18 protein-coding genes, 2 tRNA genes and 1 pseudogene are annotated in these 18,955 nt (G+C 58.2%); 9 read left to right on the forward strand and 12 right to left on the reverse strand.

Features of this window, described 5'->3' with window-relative positions; genetic code table 11:
* Positions 1–120: 120 nt before the first annotated feature.
* The 5 genes and pseudogenes from clpB (at position 121) to ACIF4X_RS17755 (ending at position 4,934) form a co-directional block, all read left to right on the forward strand.
* Positions 121–2,685 (forward strand): ATP-dependent chaperone ClpB, encoded by a 2,565-nt coding sequence (clpB, locus tag ACIF4X_RS17735; RefSeq protein ID WP_397483139.1) that lies wholly within the window; start codon positions 121–123, stop codon positions 2,683–2,685.
* Between the two features lie 297 nt (positions 2,686–2,982).
* Positions 2,983–3,058: transfer RNA gene (locus tag ACIF4X_RS17740), tRNA-Asn, on the forward strand.
* A 9-nt stretch (positions 3,059–3,067) separates the two neighbouring features.
* Positions 3,068–3,144 (forward strand) — tRNA-Pro (locus tag ACIF4X_RS17745).
* 164 nt (positions 3,145–3,308) lie between these two features.
* Positions 3,309–4,079 (forward strand): annotated as a pseudogene (locus ACIF4X_RS17750) (MCP four helix bundle domain-containing protein); the annotation flags it as partial.
* Positions 4,071–4,934: a methyl-accepting chemotaxis protein gene (locus ACIF4X_RS17755; protein ID WP_397483173.1), complete on the forward strand. Its 864-nt coding sequence runs from the start codon at positions 4,071–4,073 to the stop codon at positions 4,932–4,934. The pseudogene ACIF4X_RS17750 and the gene ACIF4X_RS17755, both read left to right, overlap by 9 nt.
* Positions 4,935–4,997: 63 nt before the next feature.
* On the opposite strand, the gene ACIF4X_RS17760 is transcribed toward ACIF4X_RS17755, so the two are convergent.
* The 5 genes from ACIF4X_RS17760 to ACIF4X_RS17780 all read right to left on the reverse strand — a co-directional run bounded on the left by ACIF4X_RS17760 (position 4,998) and on the right by ACIF4X_RS17780 (position 8,434).
* Positions 4,998–5,405, reverse strand: coding sequence for an EF-hand domain-containing protein (locus ACIF4X_RS17760; protein WP_397483140.1), 408 nt, complete (start codon positions 5,403–5,405; stop codon positions 4,998–5,000).
* 291 nt (positions 5,406–5,696) lie between these two features.
* Complete coding sequence (locus ACIF4X_RS17765) at positions 5,697–6,995, reverse strand: NAD(P)/FAD-dependent oxidoreductase (protein ID WP_016986237.1); 1,299 nt, start codon at positions 6,993–6,995, stop codon at positions 5,697–5,699.
* A 63-nt stretch (positions 6,996–7,058) separates the two neighbouring features.
* Positions 7,059–7,232 (reverse strand): DUF3094 domain-containing protein, encoded by a 174-nt coding sequence (locus ACIF4X_RS17770; protein ID WP_007909875.1) that lies wholly within the window; start codon positions 7,230–7,232, stop codon positions 7,059–7,061.
* A 51-nt stretch (positions 7,233–7,283) separates the two neighbouring features.
* The gene (locus ACIF4X_RS17775; RefSeq protein WP_397483141.1) at positions 7,284–7,811 is read right to left on the reverse strand and encodes an MOSC domain-containing protein; all 528 of its coding nucleotides are present in this window, start codon (positions 7,809–7,811) and stop codon (positions 7,284–7,286) included.
* Positions 7,808–8,434, reverse strand: a complete 627-nt coding sequence (locus ACIF4X_RS17780; protein WP_008078503.1) for a DUF1780 domain-containing protein — start codon at positions 8,432–8,434, stop codon at positions 7,808–7,810. The genes ACIF4X_RS17775 and ACIF4X_RS17780 overlap by 4 nt, the downstream gene beginning before the upstream one ends.
* A gap of 180 nt (positions 8,435–8,614) precedes the next feature.
* Here ACIF4X_RS17780 and ACIF4X_RS17785 point away from each other — a divergent pair, with 180 nt between their 5' ends.
* Positions 8,615–9,304 (forward strand): energy-coupling factor ABC transporter permease, encoded by a 690-nt coding sequence (locus tag ACIF4X_RS17785; protein WP_397483142.1) that lies wholly within the window; start codon positions 8,615–8,617, stop codon positions 9,302–9,304.
* 65 nt (positions 9,305–9,369) lie between these two features.
* Complete coding sequence (locus tag ACIF4X_RS17790) at positions 9,370–9,585, forward strand: hypothetical protein (protein ID WP_007909901.1); 216 nt, start codon at positions 9,370–9,372, stop codon at positions 9,583–9,585.
* Positions 9,586–9,590: 5 nt separating this feature from the next.
* Here ACIF4X_RS17790 and yacG read toward each other — a convergent pair whose 3' ends face one another.
* Genes yacG through pilB form a run of 5 tightly spaced genes read right to left on the reverse strand, consistent with a single transcriptional unit; the run spans position 9,591 to position 14,202 of the window.
* Positions 9,591–9,791 (reverse strand): DNA gyrase inhibitor YacG, encoded by a 201-nt coding sequence (yacG, locus tag ACIF4X_RS17795; RefSeq protein ID WP_129395558.1) that lies wholly within the window; start codon positions 9,789–9,791, stop codon positions 9,591–9,593.
* A complete protein-coding gene (coaE, locus tag ACIF4X_RS17800; RefSeq protein WP_277759335.1) occupies positions 9,788–10,411 on the reverse strand; it encodes a dephospho-CoA kinase in 624 nt (207 codons plus the stop codon). The genes yacG and coaE overlap by 4 nt, the downstream gene beginning before the upstream one ends.
* Positions 10,408–11,280 carry a prepilin peptidase gene (locus ACIF4X_RS17805; RefSeq protein ID WP_397483143.1) on the reverse strand — a complete coding sequence of 291 codons (873 nt, stop codon included), beginning with the start codon at positions 11,278–11,280 and terminating at the stop codon, positions 10,408–10,410. The genes coaE and ACIF4X_RS17805 overlap by 4 nt, the downstream gene beginning before the upstream one ends.
* A gap of 1 nt (position 11,281) precedes the next feature.
* Complete coding sequence (locus ACIF4X_RS17810) at positions 11,282–12,499, reverse strand: type II secretion system F family protein (protein WP_397483144.1); 1,218 nt, start codon at positions 12,497–12,499, stop codon at positions 11,282–11,284.
* 2 nt (positions 12,500–12,501) lie between these two features.
* Entirely contained in the window at positions 12,502–14,202 is a 1,701-nt protein-coding gene (pilB, locus tag ACIF4X_RS17815) for a type IV-A pilus assembly ATPase PilB (RefSeq protein WP_397483145.1), read from the reverse strand.
* Between the two features lie 226 nt (positions 14,203–14,428).
* Between pilB and ACIF4X_RS17820 the strand changes: the two genes are divergently transcribed.
* Together ACIF4X_RS17820 and ACIF4X_RS17825 are read left to right on the forward strand one after the other, a co-directional pair.
* The gene (locus tag ACIF4X_RS17820; RefSeq protein WP_064118704.1) at positions 14,429–14,866 is read left to right on the forward strand and encodes a pilin; all 438 of its coding nucleotides are present in this window, start codon (positions 14,429–14,431) and stop codon (positions 14,864–14,866) included.
* A 296-nt stretch (positions 14,867–15,162) separates the two neighbouring features.
* Positions 15,163–15,516: a BON domain-containing protein gene (locus ACIF4X_RS17825; protein WP_064118703.1), complete on the forward strand. Its 354-nt coding sequence runs from the start codon at positions 15,163–15,165 to the stop codon at positions 15,514–15,516.
* Between the two features lie 182 nt (positions 15,517–15,698).
* On the opposite strand, the gene ACIF4X_RS17830 is transcribed toward ACIF4X_RS17825, so the two are convergent.
* Together ACIF4X_RS17830 and ACIF4X_RS17835 are read right to left on the reverse strand one after the other, a co-directional pair.
* Complete coding sequence (locus ACIF4X_RS17830; protein ID WP_397483146.1) at positions 15,699–15,995, reverse strand: DUF2845 domain-containing protein; 297 nt, start codon at positions 15,993–15,995, stop codon at positions 15,699–15,701.
* Positions 15,995–18,946, reverse strand: a complete 2,952-nt coding sequence (locus ACIF4X_RS17835; RefSeq protein ID WP_397483147.1) for a DUF748 domain-containing protein — start codon at positions 18,944–18,946, stop codon at positions 15,995–15,997. The genes ACIF4X_RS17830 and ACIF4X_RS17835 overlap by 1 nt, the downstream gene beginning before the upstream one ends.
* Positions 18,947–18,955: the final 9 nt, after the last annotated feature.

Raw genomic sequence — 18,955 nt, forward strand, 5'->3', positions numbered from 1 at the left:
TCTGCATCAACCCTCTGACGCTTGAATCTTGCAGAATCGACCGCATCTATAGCGGTATCTGGCAGGTTTCTTTATTCAGGATGGTTTTTAGGTCCGGCCTGCTCAAAAGGAAGGTGACTTATGCGAATAGACCGTTTAACCAGCAAATTACAGTTGGCCTTGTCCGACGCCCAGTCGTTGGCAGTCGGCCACGATCATCCGGCGATTGAGCCGGCGCACTTGATGCAAGCCATGCTTGAACAGCAGGGTGGTTCGATCAAACCTCTGCTGATGCAGGTCGGCTTCGACGTCAACAGCTTGCGCAAAGAGCTGACCAAAGAGCTCGACCAATTACCGAAAATCCAGAACCCGACCGGCGACGTCAACATGTCGCAGGATCTGGCGCGCCTGCTCAACCAGGCCGATCGTCTGGCCCAGCAGAAGGGTGACCAGTTCATTTCCAGCGAACTGGTGCTGCTCGCCGCGATGGACGAGAACAGCAAGCTCGGCAAGTTGCTGCTCGGCCAGGGCGTGAGCAAGAAAGCCCTGGAAAACGCGATCAACAACCTGCGTGGCGGCGACGCGGTAAACGACGCCAATCACGAAGAGTCGCGGCAGGCGTTGGATAAATACACCGTCGACCTGACCAAGCGCGCCGAAGACGGCAAGCTCGATCCGGTCATCGGCCGTGACGACGAAATTCGCCGCACCATTCAGGTTCTGCAACGGCGCACCAAGAACAACCCGGTGCTGATCGGCGAACCTGGCGTGGGTAAAACCGCGATCGCCGAAGGTCTGGCCCAGCGCATCATCAACGGCGAAGTGCCGGACGGCCTCAAGGGCAAACGTCTGCTCTCGCTGGACATGGGCGCGCTGATTGCCGGTGCCAAGTATCGCGGTGAGTTCGAAGAACGCCTGAAATCGCTGCTCAACGAGCTGTCGAAGCAGGAAGGGCAGATCATTCTGTTCATCGACGAGTTGCACACCATGGTGGGTGCCGGTAAGGGCGAAGGCTCGATGGACGCCGGCAACATGCTCAAGCCTGCACTGGCTCGTGGTGAGTTGCACTGCGTTGGCGCGACCACGCTCAACGAGTACCGCCAATATATAGAGAAGGACGCAGCCCTCGAGCGACGCTTCCAAAAAGTCCTGGTGGATGAGCCGAGCGAAGAAGACACCATCGCCATCCTGCGTGGCCTCAAAGAGCGTTACGAGGTTCACCATAAGGTGGCGATCACCGACGGCGCGATCATCGCCGCGGCCAAGCTCAGCCATCGCTACATCACCGACCGGCAACTGCCGGACAAGGCCATCGACCTGATCGACGAGGCCGCCAGCCGCATCCGCATGGAAATCGATTCCAAGCCGGAGGTGCTGGATCGTCTGGAGCGTCGCCTGATTCAGTTGAAGGTGGAATCCCAGGCGCTGAAGAAAGAAAGCGACGAAGCAGCGATGAAACGTCTGGAGAAACTCCAGGAAGAAATCGTCCGTCTCGAGCGCGAGTACTCGGATCTGGAAGAAATCTGGAACTCGGAGAAAGCCGAGGTGCAGGGTTCTGCGCAGATTCAGCAGAAGATCGAACAGTCGCGTCAGGAGCTGGAAGCCGCGCGCCGTAAAGGCGACCTGAACCGCATGGCCGAGTTGCAGTACGGGGTGATCCCGGATCTGGAGCGCAGCCTGCAAATGGTCGATCAGCACGGCAAGAGCGAGAACCAGTTGCTGCGCAGCAAGGTGACTGAAGAAGAGATCGCCGAAGTCGTGTCGAAGTGGACCGGCATCCCGGTGTCGAAAATGCTCGAAGGCGAGCGCGACAAGCTGATGAAGATGGAAAGCCTGTTGCACAAACGCGTGATCGGTCAGGAAGAAGCCGTAGTTGCCGTGTCTAACGCAGTACGGCGTTCGCGTGCCGGGTTGTCCGATCCGAATCGTCCGAGCGGCTCGTTCATGTTCCTCGGCCCGACCGGTGTCGGTAAAACCGAGCTGTGCAAGGCACTGGCCGAATTCCTCTTTGATACGGAAGAGGCGATGGTGCGGATCGACATGTCCGAGTTCATGGAGAAACATTCCGTGGCGCGTCTGATCGGTGCGCCACCGGGATACGTCGGTTACGAGGAGGGCGGTTACCTGACCGAGGCGGTGCGTCGCAAGCCTTATTCGGTGATCCTGCTGGACGAAGTCGAGAAGGCGCACCCGGATGTGTTCAACATCTTGCTGCAAGTGCTTGAAGATGGTCGCCTGACCGACAGCCATGGCCGTACGGTGGATTTCCGTAATACCGTGATCGTCATGACCTCGAACCTGGGTTCGGTACAGATCCAGGAACTGGTCGGTGATCGTGAAGCACAGCGCGCTGCAGTCATGGATGCGCTGACGTCGCACTTCCGTCCGGAGTTCATCAACCGGGTCGACGAAGTGGTGATCTTCGAGCCACTGGCGCGGGATCAGATCGCGGGCATTACCGAGATTCAGTTGGGCCGTCTGCGCAGTCGTCTGGCCGAGCGCGAGCTGAAGCTGGAACTGAGCTCGGAAGCGATGGATAAGCTGATCGCTGTCGGTTACGACCCGGTGTATGGCGCACGCCCTTTGAAGCGGGCGATTCAGCGCTGGATCGAAAACCCGCTGGCGCAGTTGATCCTTTCGGGTCATTTCATGCCAGGCGACACGGCGACCGGCACTGTCGAGAACGACGAAATCGTTTTCAACTAAGTCCAAACGCCAATGAAAATTGGCAGGCCCCACCTTGTGGGGCCTTTTTTTTCGTTAGGCTGTTGAACTCAAAGGAAAAGGCTTGTAAAGTGCGCCCCGCAGTCAGTCGCCAAGACGGTCTCAGCTCACTGAGTTGAAATCTGAAATAAGTTGCAAATCATTAACTTGAAAGCAATTTAGGGGGTTGACAGAGGTGTTCTAGGTTGTAGAATAGCGCGCCTCAGACACACGAACGCAGCGATGCGAACGAGTGACTGGAAGCAACAAGTTTCACCGTTGTAAATTGAAATATGTAGTTCCGTGATAGCTCAGTCGGTAGAGCAAATGACTGTTAATCATTGGGTCCCAGGTTCGAGTCCTGGTCACGGAGCCAATTTCAAGCCGGGGTATAGCGCAGTCCGGTAGCGCGCCTGCTTTGGGAGCAGGATGTCAGGAGTTCGAATCCCCTTACCCCGACCATATTAAAAATCCTCGTATCGAAAGATACGGGGATTTTTTTTGCCTGCGAAAAAGACGATTCCCTTCAAGTCATCATACAACTGGCCGATAGCCCGCTAACACGAGGGGACTGCCATGGCTTTCGCCCCTTGAATCTGGCCAATACAAGAATAAGGGCGTGCGTCATGTTGCTTCGTCAGTTGAATATTGCTCCCCGGGCTGCCTTGGGATTTGCCCTGATTGCGGTGTTGGTCGCCTTGCTCGGCGTGTTTGCGCTGGGGCAGATGTCGAGTATTCGCGACAGTGAAGTTGCGGTAGAAAATCAGTGGCTGCCGAGCATTCGTGGTGGCGACGAGATTCGCGAGATCATGCTGCGCATTCGCACCATCTCGTTGCGCATGGCGCTGGACCAGGATGCGAACAATATCGCCACCTACCGCGGCCAGATGGACACCCGCGACAAGGAACTGAGCGAGAAAATCGCCGCCTACGACAAACTGGTCAACACCCCGGAAGGTCAGCAGTTATACGATCAGTTCAAAAAAACCTTCGCCGCGTATCGTAGCGGCATCGCTCAATCCTTCGCCCTCGCCGAGCAGGGCAAGCGCGATGAGCTGACCAAGTTGTTGTTGGTCGATATGAAAACCGTCGTCGATGGCTCCGGCAAACAACTCAATGACCTGGCAGACCTGTTCGCCAAACAGGTCGCGGCTGAAAGCCAGAAATCCGCTGCGCATTACGATAACTCGCGCACGATTGTCAGCTTGTTCATCGCGTTGGCCGCACTGGCCACGGTGGCGCTGGCGATGATGCTCACCCGCAGCATCGTTCGACCGCTGAGCAGTGCAGTGAGTGCAGCAGAAAGTGTGGCGCAGGGTGATCTGACCCGTCCGATCGAAACTGATGGCAACGATGAAGTCAGCCGTTTGCTCAAAGCCTTGGCGACCATGCAGCAGAACCTGCGCGAGACGCTGCAAGGCATCAGCGGTTCAGCCACGCAACTGGCGAGCGCTGCCGATGAACTCAATGCGGTGACACTCGACAGTACGCAAGGGCTGCAACAGCAGAACCACGAAATCGAACAAGCCGCGACAGCGGTCAATCAGATGACGGCTGCGGTGGAAGAGGTCGCACGCAATGCGGTGTCGACCTCTGATGCGACCCGTCAATCCAGCGAGTCGGCGCATCTGGGGCAGGTGCGTGTCAGTGAGACCGCCACGGCCATCAACGCACTGGCCAGCGATGTGCAACAGACCGGCGAGTTGGTGCAATCACTGGCCAACCAATCGCAGGACATTGGCAAAGTACTCGACGTGATTCGGGCGATCGCCGAGCAGACCAACCTGCTGGCGCTCAACGCAGCGATTGAAGCGGCACGGGCCGGCGAGAGCGGGCGAGGTTTCGCCGTAGTGGCCGATGAAGTACGCGCGCTGGCTTATCGCACGCAGCAATCGACTCAGGAGATCGAGCAGATGGTCCAGGGCATGCGCAGCGGTTCGAGCCTGGCGCTGGATTCGATGCAGGCGAGTACTGCGCGTGCCACGACCACCCTGGCGTTGGCTGAGCGCGCCGGTGAGGCGCTGCAAACCATTACCGCGTCGGTGCATGAGATCCATGAGCGCAATCTGGTGATTGCCAGCGCTGCGGAAGAACAAGCGCAAGTTGCCCGCGAAGTGGACCGCAACCTGGTGAACATTCGTGATTTGTCGGTACGCTCGGCCGCCGGTGCCGACCAGACCAGTGCCTCCAGCCATGAGTTGTCGCAACTGGCCAACGCACTGCAGGGCATGGTCCGGCGCTTCCAGTTATAAACGGGCAGACGTGAAAAAGCCGCGTTTCTCTCAGGAGAAGCGCGGCTTGTTTTTTACTGCCGATCAGGCGCCGTCTTGATCTTTCAGGTGATCGAACAGGCCTTTCGGCATCTTCTTGCCATTGGCTTCAAAGTTGGCCTTCACGTTGTTGTAGGCCTCTTGCTCATCGATAAAGCCATCGTGGTTGGTGTCGATTTTGTCGAAATCGGACTTCGGCGCGACCTTCAGAAATTCGGCGCGGGAGACCTTGCCGTCGCCATCGCTGTCAGTCTTGGCCATCGAGGCATCGCCACATTTGCCTTCACCACATTTGCCTTCCGGCGCTTTCACCGAGGTTTCAGCTGAAGCGACCATGTAACCCTGCGCCAGTGGCTGGGCGGCAAACACCGAACCGGACAACATCAGGCCGCCAGCCAGTGCTGCGCCGATCATGCCAATGGATTTTTTACCGAGGGTCGAAGTACGGGACATTTGGATTCTCCTGGGCTGCACAACGCAACCACACGTTAAAGACGCAAGCCTGAGCGGTGTTGCTCGGGTGTGGCCATTAAGCGGTGGCGGTGTATCGCGACTGTGTCGCGCAGCGGGGGAGTTTGTAACCAAAGGTGGGGAAAGCGCGGCGGGGATACACTAGGAAACAGATCTTGCAATCAACATAAAATAATGTGGGAGCGAGCCTGCTCGCGAAGGCGTCGTATCAGTCGACATTAAATTCAGCTGACACAACGCATTCGCGAGCAGGCTCGCTCCCACCGGTTTACATCAATGCAGTTTCAGACGCGGTTCAGTGCCACGACCAATCTTGCTGCCGAGCATCAGCATCGCCGTGCGGAACGGCCCGTACAGCGCCATTTGGTGCATACGATACAGCGACACGTAAAACATCCGCGCCAGCCAGCCTTCGAGCATTACGCTGCCGGTCAGGTTGCCCATCAAGTTACCCACCGCCGAAAAACGCGACAACGAAATCAGCGAGCCGTAGTCGGTGTACTTGTACTCCGGCAGAGTCTTGCCTTCGATGCGCAGCTTCAGCGACTTGGCCAGCAGCGATGCCTGTTGATGCGCGGCTTGCGCCCGTGGCGGCACGTTGCGATCGGTGCCTGGTTGCGGGCAAGCCGCGCAGTCACCGAAGGCGAAGATGTTTTCGTCGCGGGTAGTTTGCAGCGTCGGCAACACTTGCAGTTGATTGATGCGGTTGGTCTCCAGGCCGTCGATGTCCTTGAGGAAACCCGGTGCGCGAATGCCCGCTGCCCAGACTTTCAGGCTGGCCTTGATCTCGTTGCCGTCGGCAGTAATCAGGCTGTCGGCGGTCACTTCGCTGACCGAAGCGTTGGTCATCACATTGACCCCGAGTTTTTCCAGGGTCTTGTGTACCGGCCCGCTGATGCGTTCCGGCAGGGCTGGCAATACTCGAGGCCCGGCTTCGATCAGGGTGATGTGCATGTTTTCCGGTTTGATCCGGTCCAGACCATAAGCCGCCAGTTCATGGGCGGCGTTGTGCAGTTCTGCCGCCAGTTCAACGCCCGTCGCACCAGCACCGACGATCGCCACGCTGATCTGCTCGACCACATCGGTTTGCCCGGCGTGTGCACGCAGATAGTGGTTGAGCAGTTGCTGGTGGAAGCGCTCGGCCTGTTTGCGGGTGTCGAGGAACAGGCAGTGTTGCGCCGCGCCCTGAGTACCAAAATCGTTGGTGGTGCTGCCGACACTGATCACCAGCGAGTCGTACTGCACTTCACGTGCCGGCACCAGTTCTACGCCGTTTTCATCGTAGGTGGCGGCCAGCTGGATTTTCTTCTGCGCACGATCAAGCCCGCTCATGCGCCCCAGCTGGAACTCGAAGTGGTTCCATTTGGCCTGGGCAACATAGTTGAGTTCGTCTTCGGAGGAGTTCAGCGATCCGGCGGCCACTTCGTGCAAAAGGGGTTTCCAGATGTGCGTCAGGTTGGCGTCGACCAACATCACGCTGGCGGTGCCGCGCTTGCCCAGAGTCTTACCCAGACGGGTAGCCAACTCCAGACCGCCGGCGCCGCCGCCGACAATAACAATACGATGGGACATGGGGATAACTCGCAAGGTTTTTAAAGGAAATCGGTGCGGTTACCCAAGCGAGCGCCAGGCAGCTCATAGCGTCAGGTAACTGATAAATCGGCTCAACAGGCCCAGACCAATGGTCACTGCCAGCACCAGCACGAGGAGCATCCACGGCCGGAATGGCCGGCGCTCGACTCGGTGTTGGGACAGTTGCAGGTACTCTTCGACATGTTTCTGGTCTTCGGGGTTCAGGCGGCTGGTCATATTTGCCTCGTCAGGTAGACGTTGCTGAATGGGCAGAAGCTACAGCGGTTTTTATCCGGGGTTGAACGCAGCATAGCCGCTGTCCGGAACCGGTTCGACGCTCACACTATCTTCGAGGCGAATGATCCCGCTTTGTAACACCCGCGCGGTAATTCCGCCATGCCCGCGCACGGCTTGAAAGGTGCCGGGGCCAAGGTTGTTTTGCAGACGTGCGCAGGGCTGACACCAACCCGTGGTTTCGAATATTGCCTGACCGATGCGAAAGCGCCGACCCTTGAGGCTAAACAAATTGATACCGCTGATAACGAGATTGCGCCGCAAGTCTTCAGGGCTGACGGGTTGATCGTCGGGGCGGCCCAACAATGCGCTGATCACCGCCAGATGTTCCCACTGGATCAGCGTTACCTGCCGCGCATTACGCACACCGGGGCGTGCATGATCGCCGGTCAGCCCGGCCTCAAGTCGCGCCTCCACGGCATCCAGTTCGATCATCGGCCCACGGGATTCAGGGCGCACGCCAATCCAGCGCACACGGCCGGTTTGCGGCACATCGGCGATCAATTGCTGAAGTGGTGTCACAGGCTGATCCCGACGTCAAAGACGATGCTGCGGCCGAGGTTGCTGCGCAGAAAATCCGGCGCATCCGGGTGGGCGAACAGCACACGGGCAAACGTCGGGCCGACGAGTGACAGCGAGCGCCAGCCTTGGCGCAGATATTCGGTCGGCGGGGGGAAATGGCTGTTCAGGTCCAGCACCTCACGTTTAAGACTGGCGAAGGCGATGATATCCAGTTCGCCCAGATCCATACCGCGTTCCTTGTAGTTGTGGGCTTTTTTGCGCAAGGTCGGCGCCAGTCGCATCAGAAATTCATTGGCCGGGATGCGTTTGGGCTTGGCTTCGCGGCGCACCAGTTGGCTGAGGGAAAAGGCGCTGCGGCGGCGCTGCAGTTCGTCGCGCCATTCGTCGTTTAGTCGGCGTCCCTCGTCGAGCACGAAGAACACCTCGAAATTGGCATCGCGAAACAGTACATCCGGCGGTTCGCCGGCCGGCGCGAATTCGTCAGCACGATAGGGAATGTTCAGGCCTTGCAGCAGGCGTTGGCAGACCCAACGCTCACGCTCCCATTTGCGGGCATTGGACAGAAAGGCGTTGGCCTGCTCGGCCGCGATGGTCAGCAGGCGTAAATAATCTGAGTCATCCATAGGCCCAAGCTTAGCGTTCAAATGCGACAAGCAGAAAGCTTTGCTTGAACCGCCCGTTCACCTTGTCCTTGTAGGAGCTGCCGAAGGCTGCGATCTTTTGATCTTGCTCTTAAATAAAAAAATCAAAAGATCGCAGCCTTCGGCAGCTCCTACAGCTGAATGTCGATGGAGGGTGAGGGAATGATTGGAGCTGAACTGCTTTCGACGGCGAGCCTGACGCTCGGCTGGCTGATTTATGTGCCGGTGCTGCTCTGGGCGATTGCGCGTGCGCCGTGGGTCGAGTTGTTCAGCGACAGCCGCCGTCAGCATCTGTTGTTTGGTACCGTGTTCGCCTTGTTTCTGTTGTGGCTGGTGCGCAGGGATTTCGACACGGGCGTGTCTTATCACTTCATCGGCATGACGGCGGTAACGTTGCTGCTGGACTGGCCGCTGGCGATTGTCGGTGGCCTGGTCGCGCAGATCGGTCTGGTGCTACTGGGTCGTCAGGATCTGCTGGCCATTGGGGTCAATGGTTCGCTGCTGATTCTGTTACCGGTGTTGATCACCGAATGCGTGGCGATCGTCGTCGAGCGCGCACAGCCACGTAATCCGTTCGTTTATATCTTCTGCTCCGGTTTTTTTGCCGCCGCGCTTTCAGCGTTGTTGTGCCTGATCCTGAGCCTGACGCTGCTGTGGTACGACGGTCTCTTTGCCATGCCGGAGTGGCTGGAGGATTTCGTCGGTTATCTGTGGCTGCTGCTGTTTCCCGAAGCGTTCATCAACGGCATGATCATCAGTGCGCTGGTGGTATTCAGTCCGGAATGGCTGGAGACCTTCAACCGCACGCGCTACCTTTCGGCGCCATGGAAGGACGACGACCCCAAGTCTTGATCCACATCAAACCCGTCCGGCGCGGGAAATTTCATGCTCGCGCAAATCTCTTCAGGAGCGGCGGCATGAGTGTTTACGAATGGGCAAGGCAGGAAACCCGGCAGAGTCTGGACATGGCGCAGGAGGTGGGCTTTGACCCAGGGTTGAGTTTGCGCGCCTTGCTCAGTGCCGTGGTGCAGCAGAGCAAGGCCGTGCGCAACGCCGAAGACCTGGCTGACGAGTTGCGCTTTCTGGCGGAAAACCTCGATGACGATCAGGACTACGGCTTTATGCGGCCCTGACCGGATCAGTGACGCGGATCGAAATCGCCGGAAAACATTTCGTCCTCGGCGTCCGGTGCAACCGGAATTTTGTGTTCTTCGGAGGCCCAGGCGCCGAGGTCGATCAGTTTGCAGCGCGCGGAGCAGAATGGTCGAAATTCGCTTTCAGGCGTGAATTCCACGGGGGCGCCACAGGTCGGGCATTCAACGGTGGGGATCTGGCTCATGCTTGGCCTCCGGATAAAGTCAGGTAAAAGTGATGCAGACGCTCGACTTCGCTGTGCAGCCAGGCGAGGTCGCGGTCGTTGACCACCACGTCGTCGGCGCGGCTCACACGGTCTTCGCGGCTCGACTGAGCCTTGAGGATCGCCTGAACCTGCTGCTCGCTGGTCTGGTCACGCTGCAAGGTACGTTCGATCTGCAATTGTTGTGGTGCGTCGATCACCAGGATGCGTTGGGTCATCGCGTATTGCCCGGACTCGATCAGCAGTGGCGAAACCAGAATCGCGTACGGCGATTTTGCCAGCGCCAGGTGATGGGCGATTTCTTCGGCGATCAACGGATGCAGCAGCGCTTCGAGCCAGCGACGTTGCTCCGGCAATTCGAAGATCAGTTTGCGCAGGGCTGCACGGTCCAGCGTGCCATCGGCCTGCAGCACGCCGGGGCCGAAATGCTCGGCAATCTGCGCCAGCGCCGGACGCCCGGGTTCAACCACCCAACGCGCCGCGTGATCAGCATCCACCACGTGGATACCCAGATCAATGAAGTGCTGAGCCGCCGCGCTTTTGCCGCTGCCGATGCCGCCGGTGAGGCCGAGAATCCAGGGTTTTTCCACAGGGGTATTCATTTCAAACCGACAAACTGCCAATAGAAGTCGGTTATTTGACCACCCCAGAGCAAGGCAATCCAGCCGGCAATTGCCAGATAGGGGCCGAAGGGGATCGGCGTCGAGGTTTTTTGCTCGCGCAGACGCAGAAAAATCACCCCGATAATGGCGCCGACCAATGATGACAGCAGGATCGTCAGCGGCAAAATCTGCCAGCCGCCCCAGGCGCCGAGCAGCGCCAACAGCTTGAAATCACCATGGCCGATGCCGTCCTTGCCGGTCAGCAGTTTGAACAGCCAGAACACCGACCACAGCGCCATGTAACCGGCCACCGCGCCCCACAGTGCATCGTGCAACGGCACGAACACGCCGAAGCTGTTGACGATCAACCCCAGCCACAGCAGCGGCAGCACCAGCACATCGGGCAGCAGTTGGTGTTCGGTGTCGATCAGGCTCATCGCCAGCAAACCCCAGGTGAGGAAGATCAGCACGCACGCCGGCCAACCGAAACCGAAGTGCCAGGCGATGAAGGCCGAGAGCAACCCACTGATCAGTTCGGTCAACGGATAGCGTTTGCTGATGGGCGCCGCGCACGCTGAACAACGCCCACGCAGCCACATATAACTGAGCAGAGGAATGTTTTCCCACGGGCGGATCCGGTGGGCGCAATGCGGGCATTCGGAGTGCGGTAGCATCAGGTTGTAGGTGGGCAGCGGCGTCTCGCCGGGCAAACCGAGCACATCATGGGCCTGTTGACGCCAGTCGCGTTCGAGCATTTTCGGCAGGCGCCAGATCAGCACGTTAAGGAAACTGCCGACCACCAGACCGAGCAGCAGGGCGGTGAAGACAAACGCCAGCGGATACAGGGCAAACAGTTCGTCGATAGGCATGTCAGATCGCTGAGCCGAGTTGGAAAATCGGCAGGTACATGGCCACGACCAGCCCACCGACGATCACCCCCAGCACTACCATGATGAATGGCTCCATAAGGCTGGTGAGGTTGTCGACCATGTTATCCACTTCCTCTTCGTAAAACCCCGCGACCTTGTCGAGCATCTCGTCCAGCGCGCCGGACTCTTCGCCGATCGCGGTCATCTGTACGGCCATGTTCGGAAATACCCCGGTGCTGCGCATCGAAAAATTCAGCTGCATGCCGGTCGAGACGTCCTGACGAATCCGCAACACGGCACGCTTGAACACTACGTTGCCGGTGGCGCCGGCCACCGAGTCGAGCGCTTCCACCAGCGGCACACCGGCAGCGAATGTGGTCGACAGGGTTCGAGCGAATCGCGCCACGGCGGACTTGTACATCAGCGTGCCAACCAAGGGCAGTTTCAACAGCCAGGTGTCTTTGCGATCACGTAATGCCTGAGAGGTTTTCAGTGCGTGGCGGGTACCAAAGATCGCCGCGACCAGCGCTCCGAGAATCGCCCACCACCATTGCTGCATGAATTCCGACAGACTGATCACCATCAGGGTGAAGGCCGGCAGTTCAGCGCCGAAACCGGAAAACACCGACTGAAATTGCGGCACCACTTTAACCAGCAGGATCCCGGTCACGACTGCCGCCACCAGCACCACGGCGGTGGGGTAGGTCATGGCTTTTTTGATCTTGGCCTTTAGCCGTTCGCTTTTTTCCTTATAGGTCGCGACCCGTCCCAGCAACGTGTCGAGGGCGCCGGACTGCTCGCCCGCATCGACCAGGTTGCAATACAACTCGTCGAAATACTGCGGCTTCTTGCGCAGGGCTGTGGCGAAGCTGTTACCGGCCGCAACCTCCTGTTTGACCTCGTCCACCAGCTTGCGCATGGCCGGGTTTTCAAAGCCTTCGCCAATGATGTCGAACGACTGCAGCAACGGCACACCGGCCTTCATCATGGTTGCCATTTGTCGGGTGAACAGAGCGATGTCCTGGGCCTTGATGCGTTTGCCAAAACTCAACAACGACGCGGATTTTTTGCGCACCTTGCCGGGATTGATCCCCTGTTTACGCAGTTGTGCCTTGATCAGTGCCGGATTCTGTCCACTGAGTTCACCGGTGACTTTGCTGCCTTTCCTGTCTGTACCTTCCCAGGCATAAATACTGATTTTCGCTGCCTTGACCGCCATGTTCAGTCCTTGGTGACCCGGTTGATTTCTTCAAGGCTGGTGATGCCTTGCATGGCCTTGTGCAGCCCGGAGGTGCGCAGGTCGTCGAAGCCATCGCGGCGCATCTGCAGGTCGATTTCCAGCGAGTTGCCTTCGGCCATGATCAAACGTTGCAGCTCTGGTGTGTTCTTCACCACTTCATATATCCCCACGCGTCCTTTGTAGCCGCCGTTGCAGTGATCGCAACCGACCGGCTCGTAGATCGTGAAATGGCCGATGCGTTCCTCGGGGAAACCTTCCTTGATCAAGGTTTCGCGGGGGATCTCGATGGGTTTCTTGCAGTGGCTGCACAGTTTGCGCGCCAGGCGCTGGGCGATGATCAGGCTGACCGAGGTGGCAATGTTGAAGCCGGGAATGCCCATGTTGTGCAGGCGCGTCAGGGTTTCCGCGGCGCTGTTGGTGTGCAGGGTCGAGAGCACCAGGTGACCGGTCTGCGCAGCCTTGATCGCAATCTCTGCAGTTTCCAGATCACGGATCTCGCCGACCATGATCACGTCCGGGTCCTGGCGCAGAAACGAGCGCAGCGCCTGAGCAAAGTCGAGTCCTTGTTTGGGATTGACGTTGACCTGGTTGATGCCTTCCATGTTGATCTCTACCGGGTCTTCAGCGGTGGAGATGTTGATGTCGACGGTATTGAGGATATTCAGGCCGGTGTAGAGCGACACGGTTTTACCCGACCCGGTGGGGCCGGTGACCAGAATCATGCCCTGTGGCTGCTTGAGTGCGGCCATGTACAGATCCTTCTGCTCGGGCTCATAGCCGAGGGCGTCGATTCCGATCTGCGCGCTGGACGGGTCGAGAATCCGGATCACCACTTTTTCGCCCCACAGAGTCGGCAGGGTGTTGACGCGGAAATCGATCGACTTGCTCTTCGACAGACGCATCTTGATCCGCCCGTCCTGCGGTTTGCGCCGTTCCGAGATATCGAGGCTGGCCATGACTTTCAGGCGCGCGGCGATGCGCCCGGCCAGTTGAATCGGTGGCTTGGCCACCTCGCGCAGGATGCCGTCGGTGCGTACCCGCACCCGGTAGTTTTTCTCGTAAGGCTCGAAGTGCAGGTCGGAAGAGCCACTCTTGATCGCGTCGAGCAGCATCTTGTGAACGAAACGCACCACCGGTGCATCGTCGGCATCGAGGCCACCGATGGCGTCCTGCTTGCTGTCGTCGATGGATTCGACATCGAGGCCATCAAGATCGACATCGGCCATGTCTTCCAGGCCACTGGCGTGGGTGTCGAAGAATTTCTCGATGGCATCGGTGAGCTTGTCGTCCTCGACCAGAATGGCTTCGGTGCTCAGTCCGGTGCTGAACTGAATGTCGTTGATCGCTTGATGATTGCTCGGGTCGGAGATGCCGACGAACAGCTTGTTGCCGCGTCGCCACAAGGGCAGGGCATGGTGTTGACGAACCAGTTTTTCGCTGACCAGGCCCTTGGGCTGGGTTTCCTTGTCGAGGCAATTGAGATCGAGGAACGCCATGCCGAAATGCTCGCTGGCAATCTCGGCCACTTGCCAGCTCTTGACCAGTTTGTTCTGCACCAGATAGCTGACCAGCGACAAGCGATTACGCTGGGCCTGTTGCCAGGCTTGCTGGGCACTTTTTTCTGTCAGCAGTTCAGCCTGCACCAATTGCTTGGCCAGACCGCTCAGAGCGATGTCATTCATGGGAATTCCGCACACTTACAGTTCATGACTTATAGCCTAGTCAAGTGACAGCGCCAAACACGGCGGGTGCAGGTGACAAAAAGTGTCAGATAGTGCGGTTGCGAGTTGTAGGAAATGGCGTCGTAGGCGGTTCGGGCCCCATGGGCGGGGCCTGGGGGGCATTGGCATGGCCTATGCTGCACCCCTTTCAGATCATGAGATTTCGACTCATGCATGGAGCGTGTCTATGAAAAAACAACAAGGTTTTACTCTGATCGAGCTGTTGATCGTGGTGGCGATCATCGGGATTCTGGCGACCATCGCCTTGCCGCAGTATTCCAAGTATCAGGCGCGGTCGAAGGTGACCGCGGGGCTGGCGGAAATCAGTGCGATGAAGGTGCCGTTCGAGGACACCATCAACCAAGGTACCGCTCCGGATATAACCGCTGTGAATGGCGGTACAACCACCACCTCCAACTGTACGTTGGCGGTTACAGGCACAGCGGCGACGGGCGCTGGCAGCATCAGTTGCACGCTGCTCAACGCTCCGGGACCGGTACTGGGTAAAACCATCACGCTCACTCGTTCCGGCGCTGCTACCGGTAATACCTCTGGTGTGTGGACCTGTGGCACTACTGTTAACGCGGATTATTCGCCAAAAGGCTGTACCGCCACCGGTACGTGATTGCTAGCGTGTGATGACCAAATGCCCTGCCACGCAGGGCATTTTTCTTTACTCGGTGAAAATAAAAGTCTCAATAATTTCAGCGTCTTAGGAACTTTCCAAAAAACCGCAACTTGCATGTGAATATTCCCCCGGTCATGCAATTTGCATGAATCCGGAATTTTTCATTATCTATAAGCTATTGATTTGTATAGGTTTTGTATCTTTCAAAAAGTTGGCACAACGTTCGCAACTACCTCGGTAACCCTGCTGACAAGTAATCCAGCAGACTTTCCAGAAAAACAGGAGTTACTCGTATGAAGAAGTTCGCTATCACTGCCGCTGCTGCTACCGCGCTGACCCTGACCATGACCGGCGCTTTCGCACAAACCACTCAGGCCACCCAGGCTCCAATGACTCTGGCCGCCGGTGAAATGACCAAGGCTAAAGAAACTACTTCCGATACCTGGATCACCACCAAAGTCAAAAGCGACCTGGTTACCGAAAAAGGCATTCCAGGTACTGACATCAAAGTAGAAACCAACAAAGGCGTTGTGTCGCTGTCGTCGACCGTAGCTATCACCGAAGCTCAGAAAACCACAGCCGTGAACATCACCAAGAAAATCAAAGGCGTCAAAGCGGTCTCCGCTGACGGCCTGAAAGCCGAGTAAGGCATGACTTCTCGCCTGGACCGGGAGAAGGCGCGACAGACGGGCTGAGCAATACGTCTGCCGCAACTTTAGAGTTCATGCGAACGGTCACACGGATGTGACCATTACAGGCCCCGGCACTAGTGTCGGGGCCTGTTCTATTTCAGGGGCTGCACAAAACAATTGTGGGAGTTGGTGTTGGATCAGTTACCGCGTTTGCTGGTGATCTGCCGCAGGCGATTGCCGTCGAAGCGCAGGTATTGATACATACCGTTGTTCGGGCCGTAGGTCCATTCCTCGACCTGAAACTCTTCGCGTCGATTGGCGCTGCGCTTGTAGCCGAGTAAATCTCGGCTGACCGGTTCACCGCATTTCTGCAGCACCTCGCTTGAACGGTCTCCGAGACTGATCAACTGGCTACCACAGCGCAGCGTATCGGACCCCGAGGCGTGACTGGCCGCGAACGTCATTGCGATCAAGGCCAGCCACTGCAGTTTCATCACTCGGCATCCAGATGCATTTGCGTCACCACGCGGCCATCGCTTTCGGCCTCGCCCAGGTTGGCGTCGATGAAGTACACACGGTCGTCTGCCAGTTGGCCTTTATCGACGAGGTAGTCCTTGATGCTGCTGGCACGGTCCTGACCCAATTGGCGCAGCAACACATCGCTGCCACTCCAGAACTGGATCACCCCTTCGCGCATCTTCGCCGTGCGTTCTTCCTTGCCCAGATCCTTCCATTCGGCCGGTGGCTGGGTTTTCAGACGAGTACGGTAGATGCCTTCGAGCAGTGGGCCTTTCTCGCCCTCCGGCACTTGCAGCAGCGACGCCTGAGCCGGGACTTTATCGCCACGACGCTGGAGCATCTTGTAGTAGTTGTACTGATATTCACGTTCCAGACGCTGCTCGGCGAGCAACGGGCCGTCACTGCTTTTGGCGGCCGTGCCTTCGATTTCCAGGCGCAGTGCCGGACGTTCCTTCAGTGCCTGGGACAGTTTGACCAGCGCGGCTTCGGCATCCTTGCTCAAATCGCTTGAACCCGGTGCAAACGACACGGTGCCGAGGTCTTCCGAACCGCCGCCACTGATCAGTCCGCCAATCATTTTGAATGGCGCGGCAGCGGCTTTGACGATCAGGTTGCGCAGGGTCTGCCAGACAATCGGCATCACGCTGAACTGCGGGTTGTTCAAGTCGCCGGTCACCGGCAATTCGATGGAGATCTTGCCGTCGACGTCCTTGAGCAGGGCAATCGCCAGCTTCAGTGGCAGGCTCACGGCATCCGGGCTGTCAACTTTTTCGCCGAGCTGCAATTGTTCGACCACCACTTTGTTTTCGGCTTTGAGCTGGCCCTTGGTGATCAGGTAATGCAGGTCGAGGTTGAGCCGACCCTTGCGGATGCGGTACCCGGCGAATTTACCGGAGTAGGGCGTCAACGTCGTCAGCTCGACGCGTTTGAAACTGGTGGCGATGTCGAGGCTGGCCATCGGGTCGAAGGGATTGACCGCGCCCTTGATGGTCACCGGTGCGTAGCGGTCGACCTTGCCTTTGATGTCGACGCTGGCCGGCTTTGCCTGACGGCTGTCGATGGTGCCGATCTGGCCGTTGAGCTGCTGTACGGCAGTGGCGAAGTTCGGTGTCAGGCTGAAGTCGGCGAAGTTGGCCGAGCCGTCGTTGATGGCGATACCGCCGATGTGAATGCCCAGCGTTTTTTCATTGCTGGCCGGTTTCGCCGCTGTGGTTTTTGTGCCGCTGTCGGCGGGCTGCGGGATCAGCAGATCATCAATGTTGGTGGTGCGATCATCGTTGATCATGAATCGCGCGTACGGCTGGAAGAGGTTGATCTTGTCGATCGACAGGCTGTCGCCGTGCTGATAATTCAGGCCTTCGACCACCACTTGCTGCCACTTGAGGAAATCGCGGGTTTTCAGGGTGTCGAGCGTGTGCAGTTGATCGATCTGCGCGCGGCCGGTCACGCTGAGCGCCAGCGGTTCGGTGCTCTTGAGGTTGACCTTCAGGTCACTGCCGAGCATGCCGCTGCGCAGTTCGAGGCGAATGAACGGATTGATGTAGGACTGCGCGACACGCAAGTCGATGTCCTGGGTTTTCACATTAAGCTGGGCGTTGACCGGGGCGAGATTGACGGTGCCGTCTGCGGTGATCTTGCCTTGCTTGCCCACGCCGCTGTCGAGCTTGAGCTTGAAGGGCGAACCGTTGAGGCTGTCGAAATCCTGCAGATCGACATTCAGCGGGGTGATGTCCAGGGCAACGGCCGGTTGGGCCGAGCGGTCGGCCAGATGCACGGTGTAGTTGCGCAATTGCACGTCTTTGAGCAGCACCTGCCATGGCTTGCTCGGCGCAGTTGGTTCAGCTTTCGGCGAGTCGGCAGCGGCTGGCGTGTTCGCCGGTTCTGCGGCGGCTTTGGCGGCCGGTTTCGACGGTTGGCTGGCGAACAGTTTCTGCCAGTCCAGTTGGCCGTCAGCTTCGAGCGCCGCCCAGGTTTCCAGTTTGTTGCTGCGGATCTTGCCGACTATGACTTGTTGCTTGGCCAGGTCCACTGAGGTTTCGCTGACATCAAGGCGTTCCAGTTTCGCCAGTGGCCGCCCGTCCGGAGCCTTGATGGCGAACGGCGCGATGCTGACCGCCACATTGTTCAACTGCAGTTCGGTTTCTTTCGACAGATTGAGTTTGTATTCGCTGCTGAGACTGATCACGCCGTCCTCAAGCACCAAGGGCACTGAGTCACGCACGTAAGGCCAGAAGGCTTTCATCTTGCCGTCGGTGACTTTCAGGGTGCCTTCGGAGGTGAACGGGATCAGGCTGAAATTGCCGCTCCAGTCGATCCGGCCACCGGCCGGGCCGATGGCGACCAGCGTCATGTCGGCGCTGTCTTCGGGCAAGGTGCTGAGGTTCTTCAGTTCGAAGCTGAGATCGTCGTAGAGAAACTCGATGGGTTCGCTCGGGCGCACGTCCTCAAAGTGCACGACGCCGCCAGCCAGTTTGATGTTGTCGATGCGTAGCGGGAACGGTTTGGCGTTGGGATCGGCGGGTGTCGGCTCACTGGCCGGTACGTTGAACAGGCCCAGCAGGTTGAGCTTGCCGTCTTTGGCGAAAAGAATTTCGGTCTTCGGCTTGTCCAGCTCGATGTTCGCCAGATGCAGGGCTTTGGTCCACAGGCTGTCGATTTGCAGGTCGGCATACAGGCGACCGAAGCCAATCTGTTCCTTGCCCGGCTCGCCGATGACCAGCCCCCACAGAGTGACTTCAAGGCTGAACGGGTTGAGCTCGATACGCTGGATATGCGCAGGCACCGTCGCGTAATTGGCCAGTTGCTGATTGGCCACACGCAGGGCGATGCCCGGCAAAATCAGAAACCCTAGCAGGCTGTAGAGGGCCAGAGCAGTCAACAAGGCGCCAATCGCGCGAATCAATCCTTTGGGCATGTGCGGCTTCATCTGTCTGAA

The organism is Pseudomonas sp. NPDC085632, assembly GCF_044541255.1.
In the GTDB taxonomy this organism is placed as follows: Bacteria; Pseudomonadota; Gammaproteobacteria; order Pseudomonadales; family Pseudomonadaceae; genus Aquipseudomonas.

Bases quoted from the DNA above. Each gene is read 5' to 3' on its own strand.
- clpB (WP_397483139.1), top strand. From the start codon at position 121: ATGCGAATAGACCGTTTAACCAGCAAATTACAGTTGGCCTTGTCCGAC.
- ACIF4X_RS17755 (WP_397483173.1), top strand. From the start codon at position 4,071: ATGCAGCAGAACCTGCGCGAGACGCTGCAAGGCATCAGCGGTTCAGCC.
- ACIF4X_RS17760 (WP_397483140.1), bottom strand. From the start codon at position 5,405: ATGTCCCGTACTTCGACCCTCGGTAAAAAATCCATTGGCATGATCGGC.
- ACIF4X_RS17765 (WP_016986237.1), bottom strand. From the start codon at position 6,995: ATGTCCCATCGTATTGTTATTGTCGGCGGCGGCGCCGGCGGTCTGGAG.
- ACIF4X_RS17770 (WP_007909875.1), bottom strand. From the start codon at position 7,232: ATGACCAGCCGCCTGAACCCCGAAGACCAGAAACATGTCGAAGAGTAC.
- ACIF4X_RS17780 (WP_008078503.1), bottom strand. From the start codon at position 8,434: ATGGATGACTCAGATTATTTACGCCTGCTGACCATCGCGGCCGAGCAG.
- ACIF4X_RS17785 (WP_397483142.1), top strand. From the start codon at position 8,615: ATGATTGGAGCTGAACTGCTTTCGACGGCGAGCCTGACGCTCGGCTGG.
- ACIF4X_RS17790 (WP_007909901.1), top strand. From the start codon at position 9,370: ATGAGTGTTTACGAATGGGCAAGGCAGGAAACCCGGCAGAGTCTGGAC.
- yacG (WP_129395558.1), bottom strand. From the start codon at position 9,791: ATGAGCCAGATCCCCACCGTTGAATGCCCGACCTGTGGCGCCCCCGTG.
- coaE (WP_277759335.1), bottom strand. From the start codon at position 10,411: ATGAATACCCCTGTGGAAAAACCCTGGATTCTCGGCCTCACCGGCGGC.
- ACIF4X_RS17805 (WP_397483143.1), bottom strand. From the start codon at position 11,280: ATGCCTATCGACGAACTGTTTGCCCTGTATCCGCTGGCGTTTGTCTTC.
- ACIF4X_RS17810 (WP_397483144.1), bottom strand. From the start codon at position 12,499: ATGGCGGTCAAGGCAGCGAAAATCAGTATTTATGCCTGGGAAGGTACA.
- pilB (WP_397483145.1), bottom strand. From the start codon at position 14,202: ATGAATGACATCGCTCTGAGCGGTCTGGCCAAGCAATTGGTGCAGGCT.
- ACIF4X_RS17820 (WP_064118704.1), top strand. From the start codon at position 14,429: ATGAAAAAACAACAAGGTTTTACTCTGATCGAGCTGTTGATCGTGGTG.
- ACIF4X_RS17825 (WP_064118703.1), top strand. From the start codon at position 15,163: ATGAAGAAGTTCGCTATCACTGCCGCTGCTGCTACCGCGCTGACCCTG.
- ACIF4X_RS17830 (WP_397483146.1), bottom strand. From the start codon at position 15,995: ATGAAACTGCAGTGGCTGGCCTTGATCGCAATGACGTTCGCGGCCAGT.
- ACIF4X_RS17835 (WP_397483147.1), bottom strand. From the start codon at position 18,946: ATGAAGCCGCACATGCCCAAAGGATTGATTCGCGCGATTGGCGCCTTG.